The following is a 17,161-nucleotide window of genomic DNA, read 5'->3' as shown; positions in this document are numbered from 1 at the left end:
AAATCACGTGCCATATTTGGCTTGTTGACTTTCCGTGAACACGTGCCCGAGCATTCGTGCTCATCAATGGACCGAACTGTGTGCACGGGGGCTGCCGCTGTGTGGGGATCTCTGTCGTGGAGCGGCAGGAACAGGCTCGTGACCACACGAGCCGAGCGCCGCAGACGGACGCGGATGCGCGTCGGTGTCGTCGGCTCGCTCGTGGTGGCGCTGGCGGTCGGCGTGTCGCCGGCCGCGTACGCGCTGCCGCCGGGTGACGACCGCAGCGGGGTCGAACTGGTCGACCTCCCCGACGCCGAGCAGGCCGACGGCGAGAACGGCGGCACGCTCGCCGAGCTCACCACGGCCGAGGCCGAACAGCCCGCGGAGTACGAGCCGAGCCAGGTCGCCGCCCCCGCAGGCGGCACCGCCACGGAGGAGCTCACCGGTCTCGCCCCCGGCGACCTGGTCCCGCTCACCCAGGCCGACGGCACCGCTCTGCCCGTCGAGGTCGGCGCGCCGGAGACGGCCACCGCGACCGAGGCCGCCGCCCTGGAGGGCGAGTGGCAGGTCACCCTCGCCGGCCAGGACGAGCTCTCCACCACCGCCATCGAGGGCGTCGCCCTCACGGTCACCCCGCCCGCCGAGGCCACCGGCGACGCCGTGATCGCCCTGGACTACAGCGACTTCTCCGAGCTGTACGGCGCGAACTGGGCCGACCGGCTGTCGTTCGTGCAGTACCCGGCGTGCTTCCTGACCACCCCGGACACCGAGGGCTGCGCCGAGCCGACCGAGGTCTCCACCGACAACGTGGTCGCGCAGACCGGCACCGACGCCGACGGCAAGGCGGTGTACGAGCGCCGCGTCCTGGCGACCGTCGCGACGGAGGACCTGGCGGCGGGCGGCACCGGCGACGCCACCGCGTCCACCGCAGCCGCCTCCACCGAGGGCACGGTCACCGACGCGGTCTACCGCGAGGAGCCGAAGGCGCGCCTGGCCACCCTGGCCGCCGCGACCACCGCCGCCTCGGCCGACGGCTCCGGCTCCTCCGTCCTCCTCGCCACCGACTCCGGCTCCGGATCCAAGGGCGACTTCGGCGCGACCCCGCTGGTCAGCGCCGGTTCCTGGTCGGCCGGAGGCAACTCGGGCGGCTTCACGTACTCGTACACCCTGCAGACCCCGAGCGTCCCCGGCGGCCCCTCGCCCTCGGTGTCCTTCGGCTACAACTCGCAAGGTGTGGACGGCCGTACGTCCGCCTCCAACAACCAGCCCTCCTGGGTCGGCGACGGCTGGGAGTACAACGCGGGCTCCATCACCCGTACGTACACCTCCTGCCGCGACGACCAGACGAACGGCAACAACACCAAGAAGACCAGCGACCTCTGCTTCGGCTCGTACAACGCCACCCTCACGCTCGGCGGGACGACGACCGAACTGGTCCTGCCCGACGACACCGACCCCTTCGGCGACGACTGGGTCACCGCCAACGGCGACGGCTCCCGCGTCGAACTGCTCAAGAACACGAGCCTCGGCAACGGCGACGCCGACGGCGAGTACTGGCGGGTCACCACCCGGGACGGCACCCAGTACTACTTCGGCAAGCACAAGCTGGCCGCCGACTGGGCGAGCGGCGACCCGGTGACCGACTCGGTCTTCACCGCGCCCGTCGCCGGCAACCAGAGCGGCGAGCCCTGCTACAAGGCGGGTGACTTCGCCGGCTCCTTCTGCGACCAGGCCTGGCGCTGGAACCTCGACTACGTCGTCGACGGCAACGGCAACGCGATGACGCTGTACTGGGCGAAGGAGACCAACCACTACGCCCAGAACAACAAGTACAAGACGCCCGTCGCCTACGACCGCGGCGGCTGGCTCAAGCGCATCGAGTACGGCCTGACCTCGGCAGACCCGTACGCCACCCCGATCTCCAAGGTCACCTTCAGCGTCGACGAGCGCTGCTTCAAGGAGGGCGAGCTCGCCTGCACGGCCGAGGGCGACGAGAACGACAACTTCGCCTCCGGCGACTTCGCGAAGAACCGCATCTGGTACGACACCCCGGCCGACCTGTACTGCGCCTCCGGCAAGGAGTGCTACGTCCCCGTCCCCACCTTCTGGTCGCGCAAGCGCCTCGCGCAGGTGGCGTCGTGGACGCAGCGCACCCAGGGCTCCACCGAGCTGTCCAAGGTGGACAGCTGGACGCTCCAGCAGTCCCTGCCCGCCGACCTCACCGACGAGGGCACGGCCCTGTGGCTGGAGTCGATCACCCGCACCGGCTACGGCACCGACGGCGAGGCCATCGCCCTCAACCCGGTGGAGTTCCTCGCCAACAGCGTCTCGATGCCCAACCGCGTCAAGCGCAGCTCCAGCGACCCGAACCCGGCGTTCGACCGGCTGCGCATCGCCCGCGTCGTCAGCGAGTACGGCGGCGAGACCGTCGTCACCTACAAGACCGACGCCTGCAAGGTGGACGGAGCGTTCCCCGAACCGGCGGAGAACGTCGGGCTGTGCTTCCCGGCGTACTGGAACCCCGACCCGGACAAGGAGACGATCGACTGGTTCCACAAGTACGTCGTCGCCAATGTCCAGGAACTCCCGGCCCTCACCGGCCTCGACGCCATCACCACGACCTACGACTACCTCGGTGACGCCGCCTGGGCGCTGAACCAGGCCGAGTTCTCCAAGAAGAAGACCCGCACCTACGACCAGTGGCGCGGCTTCGCCCGGGTGCGCACCTACACCGGCGACGACAGCTCCACCGCGTACATGTCCACGCAGAAGGGCATGACGGAGACCCGCTACTTCCGGGGCATGGACGGCGATCCGCTGCCCGGCGGCGGCACCCGTTCGGTCACGGTCAAGGACTCCGCGGGCGTCACGATCGCCACCGACGAGGAGCCCTTCGCCGGCCGCGTCGCGGAATCCCTCACCTACGCCTCCGCGACCGCCGACACCTGGCTGACCAGGACCGTCGACAAGCCGAAGGCCGTGAAACTCGCCGCCCGCAGCCGCTCCGGCGGCATCCCGGACCTCAAGGCGTGGCGCGTCCTCACCCCGGAGTCCCTCACCTACACCCGCTCCTCCGGCGACGGCGACGACGACCGTGAGCTGCGCGTCCTGCGCACGGTGACGGAGTACGAGGACACCTACGGCCTGCCGACGCAGGTCACCGAGTACAACGACTGGTCCTCGGACGCCTCGGCGAACAACGCGGACGACGACACCTGCACGGTCATGTCGTACGTCCACAACACCGCCAAGCACCTCATCGGCCTGCCCAGGCAGACCCTCGCGACGGCCGGCGCCTGCACGGAGACGGCCACCGCCGCCGACTGGATCGACGGCTCCCGCGTCGCCTACGACGGCCTGGCCTACGACGCCGCCCCGACCACCGGCAACGCCACCGCCACCTGGGCGATCACCGGCGCCGGCGGCGGCTGGGTGAAGGACGGCGAGGTCAGCTACGACGACTACGGCCGGACGACGTCCACCAAGAACGCCCTGGCCATCGCGAACAGCGAGACCTCGAAGGACACCACGACCTACACCCCGTCCACGGGCCAGGTCTACGCGATCACGACCACCAACGCGCTGAACCACAGCGAGACCAGCACGCTGGAGCCCGGCCGCGGAGTGGCCCTGACCGACCAGGACGTCAACGGCCGCGTCACCACCTACACCTACGACGCCCTCGGCCGCGCCACCCAGGTGTGGAACCCGAACCGCGCCACCTCCCAGACGCCGTCGGCGAAGATCACGTACGACACGACGATCGGCCAGCCGGTCTCGATCACGACCGAGTCGCTCACCGACGACGGCGACTACGGCGTCTCCACCGTCATCTACGACGGCCTCGGCCGCGAACGCCAGAAGCAGGAACCGGCGGTCGGCGGCGGACGCCTCATCACGGACACGCTGTACAGCGCCAACGCCACCATCAAGCAGACCAACAACGCGTACTACGACAAGGAAGACCCCTCCACCGTCCTGTTCGAGCTCGACTCGGACTACCAGGTCCCCAACGCCACGCTCTACGCCTACGACGGCCTGGGCCGCACCCTCACCGAGACGCCGTACCTCAACGGCGTGGAGGTCCCGGCGAAGACGACCCGCTACGCCTACGGCCTCGACAACTCGACGGTGATCAACCCGACGGGGGCCGCCGCCCAGCGGACCTGGGCGGACGCCATGGGCCGCACGACCCGGGTGGACACGTACACGGACGCGCTGCGCGCGGGGTACCGCTCGACGACGTACACGTACGACGAGCGCGGCGACCAGGTGGAGGCGAAGGACTCGGAGGGCAACCTCTGGAGCTACACGTACGACGCCCGCGGCCGTCGGATCGAGTCGGTCGACCCGGACACGGGCACGACGTCGACCCAGTACGACCTCCTCAACCGGCCCGAACTGGTCACGGACGAGAACTCGGCCGTCTACACGGTCTACGACAAGCTGTCCCGCCCGATCGAGCAGCACGAGAACTCCGCCACCGGCACGTTGTTGGCGAAGGCCACGTACGACACCCTGATCGGGGGTGTCGGCCTGGCCACCTCACAGACCCGCTACACGGACGGGCTTGCGTACACCACGGCGGTGACCGGCTACACGGCCGACTACCAGCCGGCCGGCCAGAAGATTTCCATCCCCGAATCGGTTGCGCTCGCGTACGGACTCCAGAAGGAGTACGCGTACAGCTACGAGTACTCGCAGTCCGGCCTGCTGGAGGCCGTCAACCTGCCCTCCGTGGGCACCCTGCCCGCCGAGAAGGTGGTCGTCCGCTACAACGAGGACGGCCTGCCGGTCTCCACCTCGGGTCTGGCCTGGTACACCGCGCAGACCTCGTACTCCCCGTACGGCCAGGTCCTGCGCACGGCCACCGGCGAGAACCCCAACCGCGTCTGGACGACGAACCTGTACGACGAGGCGACGGGCGAGCTGACCCAGAGCATCGTGGACCGGGAGTCGACCAGCGACACCACGGCCGTCACCGGCCACCGCGTCAACGCCCGCAGCTACGCCTACGACCCGGCCGGCAACGTCACCTCGATCGCGGACACCTCGAACTCGGTGACCGACCGCCAGTGCTTCACCTACGACGCGCTGGGCCAGCTGAGCGAGGCGTGGACGGCTCCCACGTCCTGCACGGCCACCGGCAAGACCACGGCTGCCCCGAAGTACTCGGACGGCACGACCAACGTCACGGCCGCGAACAGCGGTTACTGGCAGTCGTACACGTACGACGCGATGGGCAACCGCAAGAAGCTCGTCGAGCACGACCCGGGCCTGGACACCACCAAGGACGCCACCACCGACTACACGTACGGCAAGACGGACGGCACCCAGCCGCACACGCTGACGGGCATGTCGGCCACGTACAAGGCGGACTCGGGCGCACAGGTCACCAAGGCCACGAGCCTCACCTACGACGACGCGGGCAACACGCTCACCCGCACCTACGACGGCTCCGAGCAGGCGTTGTCCTGGACCTGGGACGGCCAGGTCGAGACGGTCACCGGCTTCGGCGAGAACGGCTACGGCGCGTGGAAGGGCCTGGCCAACAAGTGCCTGGACCTGGCAGGCGCGTTGACGACGGCCGGCACGCCGATCCAGCTGTACACCTGCAACGGCTCCAAGGCGCAGAAGTTCCGCATCGACTCGGCGTCCGCCGCGGACCCGTCGACGGGCGCGCTGAAGATCCTGGGCAAGTGCGTGGTCCCCAAGGACGCCGGCACGGCCAACGGCACGCTCGTCGTCATCGCCGACTGCACCGGCGCGGCGGGCCAGCAGTGGACGGCGACGACCGCCGGCACCCTGAAGCACGTCTCGTCGGGCAAGTGCCTGGACGTCCCGAGCTCCAACTCGGCCGACAGCACCGACCTCCAGCTGTACACCTGCAACAGCACGACGGCCCAGGCCTGGGCGCCGGACAAGGAGACGAAGTACGTCTACGGCGGTGACGGATCGCGCCTGATGGCGATCTCCGCCACCGAGCGCACCCTGTACCTCGGCGAGTCGACGATCTCGGTCAACGCGGCCGGCGGTCCCGCCTACTCCGAGCGCTACTACGCGCAGGCTGGCGCCCCGACGGTGATGCGCCACGCGCAGGGCACGGGCACGGCGGAACTGTCCGTCCAGGTCACCGACCAGAACGGCACGGCGTACGCCAATGTGGCGCTGACGTCGGGCAACAAGGTCAAGTTCGCCAAGACGGACGCCTTCGGCGTGGAGCGGTCCGAGGCGACGACCTGGCGCTCGCACCAGAGTTACGTAGGCGGCGGCGACGACGCGAGCAGCGGCCTGGTCCACCTGGGCGCTCGTGAGTACGACCCGTCGACCGGCCGCTTCCTCTCCGCCGACCCGGTCCTGGACCTGGCCGACCCGGTCCAGATGAACGGCTACGTCTACTGCGAGAACAACCCGGTCACCTACGCCGACCCGTCGGGTCTCGCGTCGGACGGCGGCAGTTCGGAGTACGGCGGGCCGTCGGCCTCGGAGGAGGCGTCGGCGAAGAAGACGCTGAACACCTCGGTGGCGGATGTGATCCTGTCCATCGGCTGGGCCGCTCTGAAGGAGTTCGTCGGCTGGAACAGCGTGGTGGGCTGCTTCTCCCGGGGCGATGTCTGGGCGTGCGGTGACCTGTTCCTCAACGCCATCCCCTGGACGAAGGCGTACAAGGCCTTCGGAATCGCCAAGGCGGCGTACCGGATCGCGAAGGCGATCAACGCGCTGATGAAGGCCAAGGACAAGGCCCGCAAGATCATCGAGTTGGCCCGCAAGGCGCGCGAACTGGCCCGCAAGGCGGCCGAGGCCAAGAAGAAGGCGGCCGCGCTGGCCGCGCAGCTGAAGAAGAAGGCCAAGGAAGCGGCGACCCGGCAGGCCAAGAAGGCCGCGCAGAAGACCGGCAACGCGATCCAGAAGGCGCGCAAGGCGGCGGCGAAGAAGGCGGAGCCGAAGCCACGGCAGGCGAACGCGGCCAGGGGCAAGGACGAGCCGTCCGGCGGCGGAGGCGGAAGCTGCCCGACGAAGGAGGCCAACAGCTTCGTCCCCGGCACGCTCGTCCTGATGGCCGACGGCACCACCAAGCCGATCGAGGACGTCGAGAACGGCGACAAGGTCCTGGCGACGGATCCGGAGACCGGCGAGACCGCCGTCGAGACGGTCACTGCCGAGATCGTCGGCGAGGGCGTCAAGCACCTGGTCAAGGTGACCATCGCGGTGGGTGACGGTGAGTCGACCGCCCAGGTGACCGCCACCGAGGGACACCCGTTCTGGGTCCCCGAACTGGGCGAGTGGGTCGATGCCACGGACCTGAGGGCGGGCGAGTGGCTGCGCACCAGCGCCGGCACCTACGTCCAGGTCACGGCGGTCGAGCGCTGGACGACCGAGCGGGCCACGGTCCACAACCTCACCGTCAGCGATCTGCACACCTACTATGTGCTCGCCGGCGGGACCGCGGTTCTCGTCCACAACTGTGGGGCTCGCGTTGTCGATATGAATGGCAACGACATCGTGAATCCCGATCCACTGGCCACTCGACTGCTTGAACACACGAACACGGCGCTGTCCGAGTGGGATTCCGGAATCATTGGATACACCGAGGCCGATTTCAAGCGGATCGACCGGAACAAGAACCGCGCCAACACGATCATGGGCAACATCCTGGACAAGCGGGTGAAGGAGTTGGCCGACGCTGATCCGGCGCTCAAGGAATTGTTCTCCACGCCGGGCGGCATGCCCGGACCGGACTGGGTGAATACCGGCAAGAGCGTTTCAGGTATCGGCTGGTACGACCTCACGACCAGTAAGATGTGGGGCCAACATGCGTTCGACTACGGGCCCGGATACGGTCCAGGGATAGGAATCCTCTGGAGTTGACCCAGCGTCCCGAAGGCCGAAGGAAGTGCAGTATGAGCAGTATCGTGAAGTTTTTCGTGGCATCACCGTCGGATGCGGCCGCTTCGTTGACGCATGGACCGAGCGCGTCGCTCCGATCGGTGGTGTTCGGGAATTTCGACGCCGAAGAGGCTCTGCTGAACTGGGAGTCCCATCTCACGGGCAGCACGTTCGACGAGCTTCTTGACCGGGATGTTCCCGAGGTATTCGCCGAGGACGAAGACGGTCCTACCGTTTTCCTCCTCTCGGATGGGCTCCTGGAGGAGCTCGCCGGTATCACGGATTCCAGGGTCGGTGAAATGGCGAATTGGTGGGCGGCCAAGACGGCGCAGGACGGGTTCCCGATCGATGCGCTCATCGCTCTCCAAATCCTCGAGGATCTCGTCCGGCTGATTCGCGAGGAAAGGCCGCCCGGGGAGAATGTCTACTGCTGGACGGCCTGACGGCCGGCCCGGTTCTGTGTGCGGGGCCTGTTCGATTCGAGCGGAGGGGTGGGCGTGCGTCGCCTGTGGGGAAGCGCGGTGCTGGCACTGTGCGCGCTGGTGTCGGCGTGCGACGTGGCGAGCGGCGGCGGTGGCAGCAGTACTGACGGATTGCTGAAACCCACCGCCCGGCCCGGCGTCACAGCGAGGGCCGAGGCCCTGGGTGTGGGCAGCGTGGACGGCTTCACGGTGTCCACGCCGGCCGGCAACCGCAAGGTGCAGGTCACCCGGAACGCCTGCGCCCCCCTGGCCTACGCCCTGTCCGGCACGGCGGTCGGCAAGCCGGCGTCCACGGTCGTGCGCGAGGCGTCCGGCGAGGGCGCGGTCGTGACGGTCGTCCTCGCCGAGTACGCCTCCGGCCAGGCCCAGTCGGCGATGGACGCGATCGGCACCGCCCTCGACGAGTGCGGCGACGGTTTTACCGCGACCGTGGACGGCGAGGAGCGGACGGCCGGAAAGATCGCCCCGGAACTCGCCCCCGAGGGCGCGGACCAGGCGATGGCGCTGGCCGCGACGGTGGAAGGGCCGCCCGGCGGCAAAACCCCGACGAAGGCGGTGATCCTCCGCTCGGGCGACACGGTGGCCTACCTCAGCGGCACCCCGTCGATCCCGACGGCGGTCCTGGACGCCCAACTGGTCAAACTGTCCTCGTGACGTATGCCTGCCAGAAGGTGGGCGAGGGCGGCGGGGGTGGTGGTGAGGGTGGTGGCCGGGGTGTCGCTCTCACGGAGATGGAGCCTGGCGGGGCTGGCGGCGAGTTCGACACAGGTGTCTCCTTCGCCGCCACCGGAGAACGTCGACTTCTGCCAGGACGCGGCGAGTTCGACACAGGTATTGCCGTTTCCGCCGTCTGAGAAGGTGGACTTCTGCCAGCGCAGGGTGTGGTCCATGGGTGCCTCACAGTTCCTTCGTCAGGCGGTGGATGAAGTCCCGCGACGCTTCCGGTGCCAACGTTGCCTTCTCCACCCTACGGAAAAGTGTTCGGAGCTGGGCCAGTTGAGGTTCCGCGTCGATGAACGCAGTTCCGGTGGGGGCGTCGCGCAGACCGGTGTCCAGCCGGGAAACGGGACCGCCGGTGTACATCATCGAGGCTCCGGCACCTGCGAAACCGTCCTGATCGGAGGGGATGACGCGCACAGCAGCGTGCCCCTGCTCGATCTGATCGAGGATGCGCAGGAGTTGAGCGTGCGAGGCCCTGCGGTCCGCCACTCGGATGCGCAGGGCGAACTCGTGGACGATCGTCTCGTATGGGGTGGGGTTGTCGCCTTCGACCACAGACCGTCGTCTCAGCCGGTGCTCGACGCGAGGTGCCAGCTCGCTCTCGGGCAGGCCGGGCATCATGTACGCGTAGACGGCGCGGGCGTAGTCGGCAGTTTGCAGTAGCCCGGGAACGTGTGTGATCACGATCTCCCGGAGGAACTCCGCGTGGTGCTCGACCTCTGCGGTGTCCAGGAAAACAGGCGGCAGGACACCCCGGTACTCCTCCCACCAGCCGCGCGTTCGATCGGATGCCATCGCCATCAGGGCCTCGATCAACGCCTCGTCCGCGCAGGCGTAGTGGGCCGCCAGGCGGCGGACGCGCTCCGCGCTGACGCCCGCGACACCGGACTCGATCTGGCTCATCTGGACCGCGTCGGCACCGAGCAGGGCCGCTGCCTCCCGGGCCTTCATGCCCGTCGCCTCGCGGAGTTTGCGCAGTTCAGCGCCCAGTCGCACCCTGCGGGCCGTGAGATGCCTCTTGGGCGGCAAGCCGCGCACCTCCTCGTCTCAACTGCCCTGGGAACGTACCTCGTTCGAGGGTCAGGATAGGCCAGCCGCTTGCGCCTTCCTAATGTTAGGAAATACCGTCGGTGACGTGCCGTGCACGCTGCGGAAGCGCACCGCGCCGTCCTGCCATGACGGCCGCGGCAATGCCACCGCGCCCAATAACCCACCCACTTGGAGCCGACCCATGCCCGAAGCCGCCCCCTGGGAGTACTCCCTCTACATCCCCGCCGACCCCCGCGCAGTCACGGTCTGCCGCCGCACTCTCCGCCTGATCCTCACCCTCCACGGCCTTACCCACCTCGTCGACACCGCCGAGCTGCTCGCCTCGGAGCTGATGTCCAACGCCGTCCTGCATACCAAGGGCCCCGCCTGTCTGCGTCTCCGCTTCCGGGACGGCGTCCTGCAGATCGGCGCGTGGGACGCGGACCCCGAGCCGCCCGACCCGCCCCGCAGGCTGGAGGAGCTCGCGGACGCGGAACGCGGACGGGGCATGGGGCTGGTGCGGGCCTGCTCGGATCTCTGGCACTGGCAGCCGCTGTCCCGGATGGGGCACCGGGGCAAGCTCGTGTGGTGCGAGCTCTCGGTGGCGTAGGCAGATGCGCGGCAGATGCGCGGCAGACGCGCGGTGAAGGTGCGGGACAGATAATCGGCACATACGGTGTGTAATCGTACGGTTTCGTTCAGTAACGGAACATGCCGCTCAGACGAAAAGGGAACGTAATGCGCAAGCTTCGCAACACCGCTGTCGTCGCCGCCATGGTCGCGAGCCTCGGCATGGCCGGTGCCGGATTCGCCTCCGCCTCCGCCGCCGGCGGGGACGGGGACTCCCGGGAGTGTGCCAACCACGTGCAGAACATCTCGTTCGGCCTCATCAACATCCCGAACCTGAACCTCCCGCTGCTCGGCCTCTCGTCGAACCAGGACGCGACCCAGCAGATCTGCAACAACGGGGACGACGCCATCAACGCGAACGTCGCCAGCCGGGAAGACTAGCGAACTGAGCCGGCTCCGGGATCCGATGCCTCGGATCCCGGAGCCGGCTCACGCCGCGGCCCGCGTCGCTACTCGCCCTGCGGGGGCTTCCCGCCCAGCGCCTCCGGCGGCAGGGTCGGGGTGACCGGCGCGGTGGGCCGTAGCTTCAGCCAGGCCAGGAAGAAGATGCCCAGGGCCAGCATGCCCAGGCCGGTCCACAGGTTGATGTTGATCCCCTGGGCCTTGTCGATCTCCGCGTCGCTGTCCGTGATCCCGGCGATCGTGACGATCACGCCGTAGACGACGAACAGGCCGCCGATGATCCGGCGCAGGTCGAAGATGCGGGCCGCGGTCGCGGACTTCTCCTCGAGTTCCGTGACCTCCCGCTGGAGGTCGGCCTCGGAGTACCCCGCCCGCCGCAGCCGCTCGGCAGCCTCGGCGCGCTCGGACGGGTCGAATTGCTCGGACATGGTCTCTCCAGTCTCCCGCGGTATTCGCGACCGGGCTCAGAACGAGAACGGGATGTAGCAGACGGCGGCCAGGATCACCGCGCCCCAGCCCAGCAGTGCCGGACGCCGGTACCAGGCGTCGTCGCCCGCGGCGGGCGGCTCGGCCATGCCGGGGGAGACGGTGCCGTAGACCAGGCCCTGGAGTTCCTCGTCCCGCTTCGGGGCGGTGAAGAGCGACACCGCGAACATCACCACCGCGCCCGCCACGAAGCCTGCGATCGCGGAGACGAAGTTCGCGCCCTGGTCGGTGGGGATGCCGATGACGTCCTGCTTGTAGAGGACGAAGTAGTTGATCATCGCCGCCGTCGTGCCGGCCAGCAGGCCCCAGAAGCCCGATTTCTTCGACGCCCGCTTCCAGAACATGCCGACGATGAAGACCACGAACATCGGGACGTTGAAGAAGCTGAACAGGGTCTGGAGGTAGCTCATGATGTTCGAGAAGGTGGAGGCCAGGAACGCCGTTCCCACCGAGGCCGCCACCCCGATGGCCGTGATCAGGCGGCCGAAGCGGACGTAGTACGTGTCCTCCCGCCCCAGCACCACGTACTTCGCCCAGATGTCCGACGTGAACACCGTGTTGAACGACGAGATGTTCGCCGCCATGCCCGCCATGAACGCCGCCAGCAGGCCCGTCACCGCGATGCCCAGTACGCCGTTCGGCAGAAGCTGTTCCATCAGATAGGGGATCGCGTCGTTGTACTGGAGGTCGGAGTCCGCCGTGCCGATGTTCGGGACCAGGACCGCCGCCACCAGGCCCGGGATCATCACCAGGAACACCATGAAGACCTTCGGGTAGGCGGCGATGAGCGGGGTGCGCTGGGCCGCCGACAGGTTCTTCGCCGAGAGGGCTCGCTGCACCTCCGCGAAGTTCGTCGTCCAGTAGCCGAAGGACAGGACGAAGCCCAGGCCCAGCACGATCGTCAGCCAGTTCGCGCCCAGCGGGTTCTCGCTGCCGATGCCCGTGCCGCCCCAGGCGCTGACGAAGTCGTCCCCGTGGGTCGCGCTCAGGGAGTCGGTCAGACCGTCCCAGCCGCCGACACTCTTCAGGCCCAGCACCGACAGCGGGATGAGGGCGGCGAGGATCACGAAGAACTGGAGCACCTCGTTGTAGATCGCCGAGGAGAGGCCGCCGAGCGTGATGTAGGCGAGCACGAAGGCGCCGGCGACGACGATCGCCACCCACTGCGGCCAGCCGAGCAGCGCCTCGACCACGATCGCCAGCGCGTACAGGTTCACGCCCGCGATCAGGATCGCCGCGAAGGCGAACAGGGCCGAGCTCAGCAGGTGCGCCCCCTTGTCGAAGCGCATCAGCAGGAACTCCGGCACCGAGCGGACCTTGCTGCCGTAGTAGAACGGCATCATCACCAGGCCCAGGAACACCATCGCGGGGATCGCGCCGATCCAGTACCAGTGGACGGTGTACGCGCCGTACTGTGCGCTGTTCGCGGCCATGCCGAGGATCTCGGTGGCGGCCAGGTTGGCAGAGATGAACGCGAGGCCCGTGATCCAGGCGGGCAGCGAGCGGCCGGAGAGGAAGAAGTCGAGGGTGGTCTTCACCGAGCGTCGGGCGGCGAAGCCGATGCCCAGGACCACGACGAAGTAGATGCCGAGGATCGTGTAGTCGAGCCAGTTCGTCGGCAGCCGTAGCTCAGCCGCCAGGTATGTGGGGGTTCGCATGCACTGCTCACTTCGTTTGGTGTTCTTTGTTCGGTTGTGATGGTGACTCGCGTGCGGGTTTATGGTTTTATGTGTTTGGTTCTGTTTGACGCTTCGCTTGGTGTACGGATGGAGTGCCGCGGTGAAGAAGACCTCGACCCGACTGGCCGACGGTCGTGAGCTGATCTACTACGACCTGCGGGACGACTCCGTGCGCGACGCGGTGGACAAGCGTCCGCTGGAGCGCACCGTCACCACTTCGGAGGTACGGCGCGACCCGCTGCTCGGCGATTCCGTCGCCATCGCCTCACACCGGCAGGGGCGGACCTATCACCCGCCGGCCGACGAGTGCCCGCTCTGCCCCTCGCAGGGCGACCGACTCAGCGAGATCCCGGACTCGTCGTACGACGCCGTCGTGTTCGAGAATCGTTTCCCCTCCCTGGCCGGCGACTCCGGGCGCTGCGAGGTGGTCTGCTTCACCTCCGACCACAACGCGTCCTTCGCCGACCTCACCGAGGAGCAGGCGCGGCTCGTCCTGGAGGCCTGGACGGACAGGACGTCCGAGCTGTCGCATCTGCCCTCCGTGGAACAGGTGTTCTGCTTCGAGAACCGCGGCGCCGAGATCGGTGTGACGCTGGGTCACCCGCACGGGCAGATCTACGCCTACCCGTTCACCACGCCCCGCACCGCGCTGATGCTGCGTTCGGCCGCGGCGCACAAAGAGGCGACCGGCGGGGAGAACCTCTTCGACGCCGTCCTCGAACGTGAACTCGCCGACGAACGCGTCGTCCTGGAGAGTGAGCACTGGGTCGCGTTCGTGCCGTACGCGGCGCACTGGCCCTACGAGGTGCACCTGTACCCGAAGAAGCGGGTCCCCGACCTGCTCGGGCTCGACGAGGACGCGCGCACAGAGTTCCCCAAGGTGTATCTGGAACTCTTGAGGCGCTTCGACCGGATCTTCGGGGAGAACGAGCCCTCGACGCCGTACATCGCCGCCTGGCACCAGGCGCCGTTCGGCGCGCTGGAGGAGTTCGAGGGCGTCAACCGCGACGACTTCGCGCTCCACCTCGAGCTTTTCACCATCCGCCGTACTTCCGGCAAGCTGAAGTTCCTCGCGGGCTCCGAATCAGGCATGAACGTCTTCATCAACGACGTGCCGCCGGAGTTCGCGGCCGAGCGACTGCGAGAGGTAGCGAGTTCATGAGCAGCGGCAGCAGCAGCGGGAAGTACCTGGTCACGGGCGGTGCCGGATACGTCGGCAGCGTCGTCGCCCAGCATCTGCTGGAGGCGGGGCACGAGGTCGTCGTCCTGGACAACCTCTCCACCGGCTTCCGCGAGGGCGTGCCCGCGGACGCGACCTTCATCGAGGGCGACATCCGCGACGCCGCCAAGCACCTCGACGCCTCCTTCGACGCCGTGCTCCACTTCGCCGCGTTCTCGCAGGTCGGCGAGTCCGTCGTCAAGCCGGAGAAGTACTGGGACAACAACGTCGGCGGCACCATGGCGCTGCTCGGCGCCATGCGCGAGGCGGGCGTGCGCAAGCTGGTCTTCTCGTCCACGGCGGCGACCTACGGCGAGCCCGAGCAGGTCCCGATCGTCGAGACCGCGCCGACGCGGCCCACGAACCCCTACGGCGCCTCCAAGCTCGCCGTCGACCACATGATCACCGGCGAGGCCGCCGCCCACGGGCTCGGCGCCGTCTCGCTGCGCTACTTCAACGTGGCCGGCGCGTACGGCGCGCAGGGCGAGCGGCACGACCCCGAGTCGCACCTCATCCCGCTCGTCCTCCAGGTCGCGCAGGGCCGCCGCGAGGCCGTCTCCGTCTTCGGCGACGACTACCCGACCCCGGACGGCACCTGCATCCGCGACTACATCCACGTCGCCGACCTCGCCGAGGCCCATCTCCTCGCCGTCGCCGCCGCACAGCCCGGCGAGCACCTCATCTGCAACCTCGGCAACGGCAACGGCTTCTCCGTCCGCGAGGTCATCGAGACCGTCCGCCAGGTCACCGGGCACCCGATCCCCGAGGTGGCCGCACCGCGCCGCGGCGGCGACCCCGCGACCCTGGTGGCCTCCGCCGCGACCGCCCGCGAGCGGCTCGGCTGGAACCCGTCCCGCGCGGATCTCGCGGGTATCGTCGCGGACGCGTGGGAGTTCGCGCAGCACATCGCAAGGGAGCGGTAAATGGGGGCACAGGAAGTGCGGGACGGTTTCGCCGCGCTCTACGGCACGCAGCCCGAGGGCGTCTGGGCGGCCCCCGGCCGCGTCAACCTCATCGGTGAGCACACCGACTACAACGACGGTTTCGTGATGCCCTTCGCGCTGCCGCACACCGCCGTCGCGGCCGTGTCGCGGCGCACGGACGGCGTGCTGCGGCTGCACTCGGCCGACCTCGACGCCGGCGTCGCCGAACTGCGGCTGGACGACCTCGTCCCCGAGTCCGACAAGAACTGGACGGCGTACCCGGCCGGTGTCGTGTGGGCGCTGCGCGAGGCCGGCCACCCGATCACCGGCGCCGACGTCCACCTCGCCTCGACGGTCCCGTCGGGCGCGGGCCTGTCGTCCTCGGCGGCCCTGGAGGTCGTCGTGGCACTCGCGCTGGGCGACCTGTACGAGCTCGGGCTCCAGCGCTGGCAGCTCGCCCGGCTGTGCCAGCGCGCCGAGAACGTGTACGTCGGCGCCCCCACCGGGATCATGGACCAGACGGCGTCCGCGTGCTGCGAGGCCGGCCACGCGCTGTTCCTCGACACCCGCGACCTGTCCCAGAAGCAGATCCCCCTGGACCTGGCCGCCGAGGGCCTGCGTCTGCTGGTCGTCGACACCCAGGTCACGCACGCGCACAGCGGCGGCGAGTACGGCAAGCGCCGCGCGGGCTGTGAGAAGGGCGCCGCGCTGCTCGGCGTGGACGCCCTGCGGGACATCCCTTATGGCGACCTGGACGCGGCCCTGGCCCGGCTCGGCGACGAGGAGGAGGTCCGCCGTCTGGTGCGGCACGTGGTGACGGAGGACCAGCGCGTCGAGCGCGTCGTCTCCCTCCTGGAGGCGGGCGGCGACACCCGCGCCGTCGGCCCGATCCTGACCGAGGGCCACGCCTCCCTGCGGGACGACTTCCGGGTCTCCTGCACCGAGCTGGACCTCGTCGTCGACACCGCTCTCGGCGGCGGCGCCCTCGGCGCCCGTATGACCGGCGGCGGCTTCGGCGGCTCGGCGATCGTGCTGGTCGAGGAGTCCGACGTGGAGACCATCACCAAGGCGGTCGAGAACGCCTTCGCCGCGGCCGGCTTCAAGGCCCCGCGGGTGTTCGAGGCGGTGCCCGCGGCGGGCGCGCGCCGGGTGAGCTGAGCGTCCCGGAGCATGTGCAGCTGACGGGGCGGCTCAGCCCAGCCGCTTCGTCAGCGTGTACTCCGTGAGGCCCGGCGGGTAGTCCTCGATCACGCACACCACGTCGTAGCCCTGCCGCCGGTAGAACTCCGGGGCCTGGAAGTCCCAGGTCTCCAGGCGGACGCGGTCGCAGCCCCGTTCGTCGCGGGCGATGCGCTCGGCCTGCGCGAGCAGGCGGGAGCCCAGGCCGGCGCCCCGGTGGCGGGCGTCGACCCACAGGTAGGTGACGTGCAGCCAGGTCGTCCAGGTGTGCCCCACCAGGCCGCCGGCCAGCTCGCCCGCCGGGTCCGAGGCCCAGACGTGCAGCGGGCGCTCGCGTTCGGCGGGGGTGCCGCGCAGGGCGCGGAGCACCGGCGACGCCTCCGTGTTGGTGGCCAGGAGCCGCGAACGGAGAAGATCGCGTCGAGTCCTGTCGACTTCTGTCTCAAGACGAAACATGCGGCACACCATAAACGTGCTGGCCAACCAGTTCTGCAATTTTCCTTCCGCTGTCAGCTGGCGGCCCTACGCTGATGAGCAGCACCG

Annotated in this window: 13 protein-coding genes; 8 read left to right on the top strand and 5 right to left on the bottom strand. The window is 69.0% G+C overall.

What is annotated here, in order from left to right; all coding sequences use genetic code 11:
- Window positions 1-138 precede the first annotated feature (138 nt).
- The 3 genes from ABZ725_RS16575 to ABZ725_RS16565 are packed head-to-tail and all read left to right on the top strand — an operon-like array spanning window position 139 to window position 9,005.
- Window positions 139-7,851, top strand: a complete 7,713-nt coding sequence (locus ABZ725_RS16575) for a polymorphic toxin-type HINT domain-containing protein (protein ID WP_358803371.1) — start codon at window positions 139-141, stop codon at window positions 7,849-7,851.
- 32 nt (window positions 7,852-7,883) lie between these two features.
- The gene (locus tag ABZ725_RS16570; RefSeq protein ID WP_358803370.1) at window positions 7,884-8,312 is read left to right on the top strand and encodes a hypothetical protein; all 429 of its coding nucleotides are present in this window, start codon (window positions 7,884-7,886) and stop codon (window positions 8,310-8,312) included.
- A 54-nt stretch (window positions 8,313-8,366) separates the two neighbouring features.
- A complete protein-coding gene (locus ABZ725_RS16565) occupies window positions 8,367-9,005 on the top strand; it encodes a hypothetical protein (RefSeq protein WP_358803369.1) in 639 nt (212 codons plus the stop codon).
- On the opposite strand, the gene ABZ725_RS16560 is transcribed toward ABZ725_RS16565, so the two are convergent.
- Both ABZ725_RS16560 and ABZ725_RS16555 read right to left on the bottom strand, forming a co-directional pair.
- On the bottom strand, window positions 8,936-9,241 hold the full coding sequence (locus tag ABZ725_RS16560) for a DUF397 domain-containing protein (protein ID WP_358803368.1): 306 nt from the start codon (window positions 9,239-9,241) through the stop codon (window positions 8,936-8,938). The genes ABZ725_RS16565 and ABZ725_RS16560 overlap by 70 nt on opposite strands.
- 7 nt (window positions 9,242-9,248) lie before the next feature.
- The gene (locus ABZ725_RS16555; protein ID WP_358803367.1) at window positions 9,249-10,100 is read right to left on the bottom strand and encodes a helix-turn-helix transcriptional regulator; all 852 of its coding nucleotides are present in this window, start codon (window positions 10,098-10,100) and stop codon (window positions 9,249-9,251) included.
- A 202-nt stretch (window positions 10,101-10,302) separates the two neighbouring features.
- Between ABZ725_RS16555 and ABZ725_RS16550 the strand changes: the two genes are divergently transcribed.
- Together ABZ725_RS16550 and ABZ725_RS16545 are read left to right on the top strand one after the other, a co-directional pair.
- A complete protein-coding gene (locus tag ABZ725_RS16550; protein ID WP_358803366.1) occupies window positions 10,303-10,710 on the top strand; it encodes an ATP-binding protein in 408 nt (135 codons plus the stop codon).
- A gap of 128 nt (window positions 10,711-10,838) precedes the next feature.
- Window positions 10,839-11,111: a hypothetical protein gene (locus ABZ725_RS16545; protein ID WP_358803365.1), complete on the top strand. Its 273-nt coding sequence runs from the start codon at window positions 10,839-10,841 to the stop codon at window positions 11,109-11,111.
- Window positions 11,112-11,179: 68 nt separating this feature from the next.
- Here the strand turns inward: ABZ725_RS16545 and ABZ725_RS16540 are convergent, their stop codons facing one another.
- Together ABZ725_RS16540 and ABZ725_RS16535 are read right to left on the bottom strand one after the other, a co-directional pair.
- Complete coding sequence (locus tag ABZ725_RS16540; RefSeq protein WP_358803364.1) at window positions 11,180-11,560, bottom strand: hypothetical protein; 381 nt, start codon at window positions 11,558-11,560, stop codon at window positions 11,180-11,182.
- Window positions 11,561-11,596: 36 nt separating this feature from the next.
- Window positions 11,597-13,276, bottom strand: coding sequence for a sodium:solute symporter family protein (locus tag ABZ725_RS16535; RefSeq protein ID WP_358803363.1), 1,680 nt, complete (start codon window positions 13,274-13,276; stop codon window positions 11,597-11,599).
- 121 nt (window positions 13,277-13,397) lie between these two features.
- On the opposite strand from ABZ725_RS16535, the gene galT reads away from it, so the two are divergent.
- The 3 genes from galT to galK are packed head-to-tail and all read left to right on the top strand — an operon-like array spanning window position 13,398 to window position 16,597.
- A complete protein-coding gene (gene galT, locus ABZ725_RS16530) occupies window positions 13,398-14,459 on the top strand; it encodes a galactose-1-phosphate uridylyltransferase (protein ID WP_358803362.1) in 1,062 nt (353 codons plus the stop codon).
- Window positions 14,456-15,439 (top strand): UDP-glucose 4-epimerase GalE, encoded by a 984-nt coding sequence (gene galE / locus ABZ725_RS16525; RefSeq protein ID WP_351919420.1) that lies wholly within the window; start codon window positions 14,456-14,458, stop codon window positions 15,437-15,439. Before galT ends, galE begins: the two co-directional genes overlap by 4 nt.
- Window positions 15,440-16,597 carry a galactokinase gene (gene galK / locus ABZ725_RS16520; protein WP_358803361.1) on the top strand — a complete coding sequence of 386 codons (1,158 nt, stop codon included), beginning with the start codon at window positions 15,440-15,442 and terminating at the stop codon, window positions 16,595-16,597.
- Between the two features lie 33 nt (window positions 16,598-16,630).
- On the opposite strand, the gene ABZ725_RS16515 is transcribed toward galK, so the two are convergent.
- Entirely contained in the window at window positions 16,631-17,086 is a 456-nt protein-coding gene (locus tag ABZ725_RS16515) for an N-acetyltransferase (RefSeq protein WP_358803743.1), read from the bottom strand.
- Between the last annotated feature and the right edge of the window lie 75 nt (window positions 17,087-17,161).

This window comes from Streptomyces sp. NPDC006872 (assembly GCF_040635845.1).
In the GTDB taxonomy this organism is placed as follows: Bacteria; Actinomycetota; Actinomycetes; order Streptomycetales; family Streptomycetaceae; genus Streptomyces.
Note: the sequence above shows the minus strand (reverse complement) of the source record. Positions and strands in the feature narration are given on the sequence as shown.

Coding starts and splice junctions, on each gene's coding strand:
- ABZ725_RS16570 (WP_358803370.1), top strand. CDS start 7,884: ATGAGCAGTATCGTGAAGTTTTTCGTGGCATCACCGTCGGATGCGGCC.
- ABZ725_RS16560 (WP_358803368.1), bottom strand. CDS start 9,241: ATGGACCACACCCTGCGCTGGCAGAAGTCCACCTTCTCAGACGGCGGA.
- ABZ725_RS16550 (WP_358803366.1), top strand. CDS start 10,303: ATGCCCGAAGCCGCCCCCTGGGAGTACTCCCTCTACATCCCCGCCGAC.
- ABZ725_RS16545 (WP_358803365.1), top strand. CDS start 10,839: ATGCGCAAGCTTCGCAACACCGCTGTCGTCGCCGCCATGGTCGCGAGC.
- ABZ725_RS16540 (WP_358803364.1), bottom strand. CDS start 11,560: ATGTCCGAGCAATTCGACCCGTCCGAGCGCGCCGAGGCTGCCGAGCGG.
- ABZ725_RS16535 (WP_358803363.1), bottom strand. CDS start 13,276: ATGCGAACCCCCACATACCTGGCGGCTGAGCTACGGCTGCCGACGAAC.
- galE (WP_351919420.1), top strand. CDS start 14,456: ATGAGCAGCGGCAGCAGCAGCGGGAAGTACCTGGTCACGGGCGGTGCC.
- galK (WP_358803361.1), top strand. CDS start 15,440: ATGGGGGCACAGGAAGTGCGGGACGGTTTCGCCGCGCTCTACGGCACG.
- ABZ725_RS16515 (WP_358803743.1), bottom strand. CDS start 17,086: ATGGTGTGCCGCATGTTTCGTCTTGAGACAGAAGTCGACAGGACTCGA.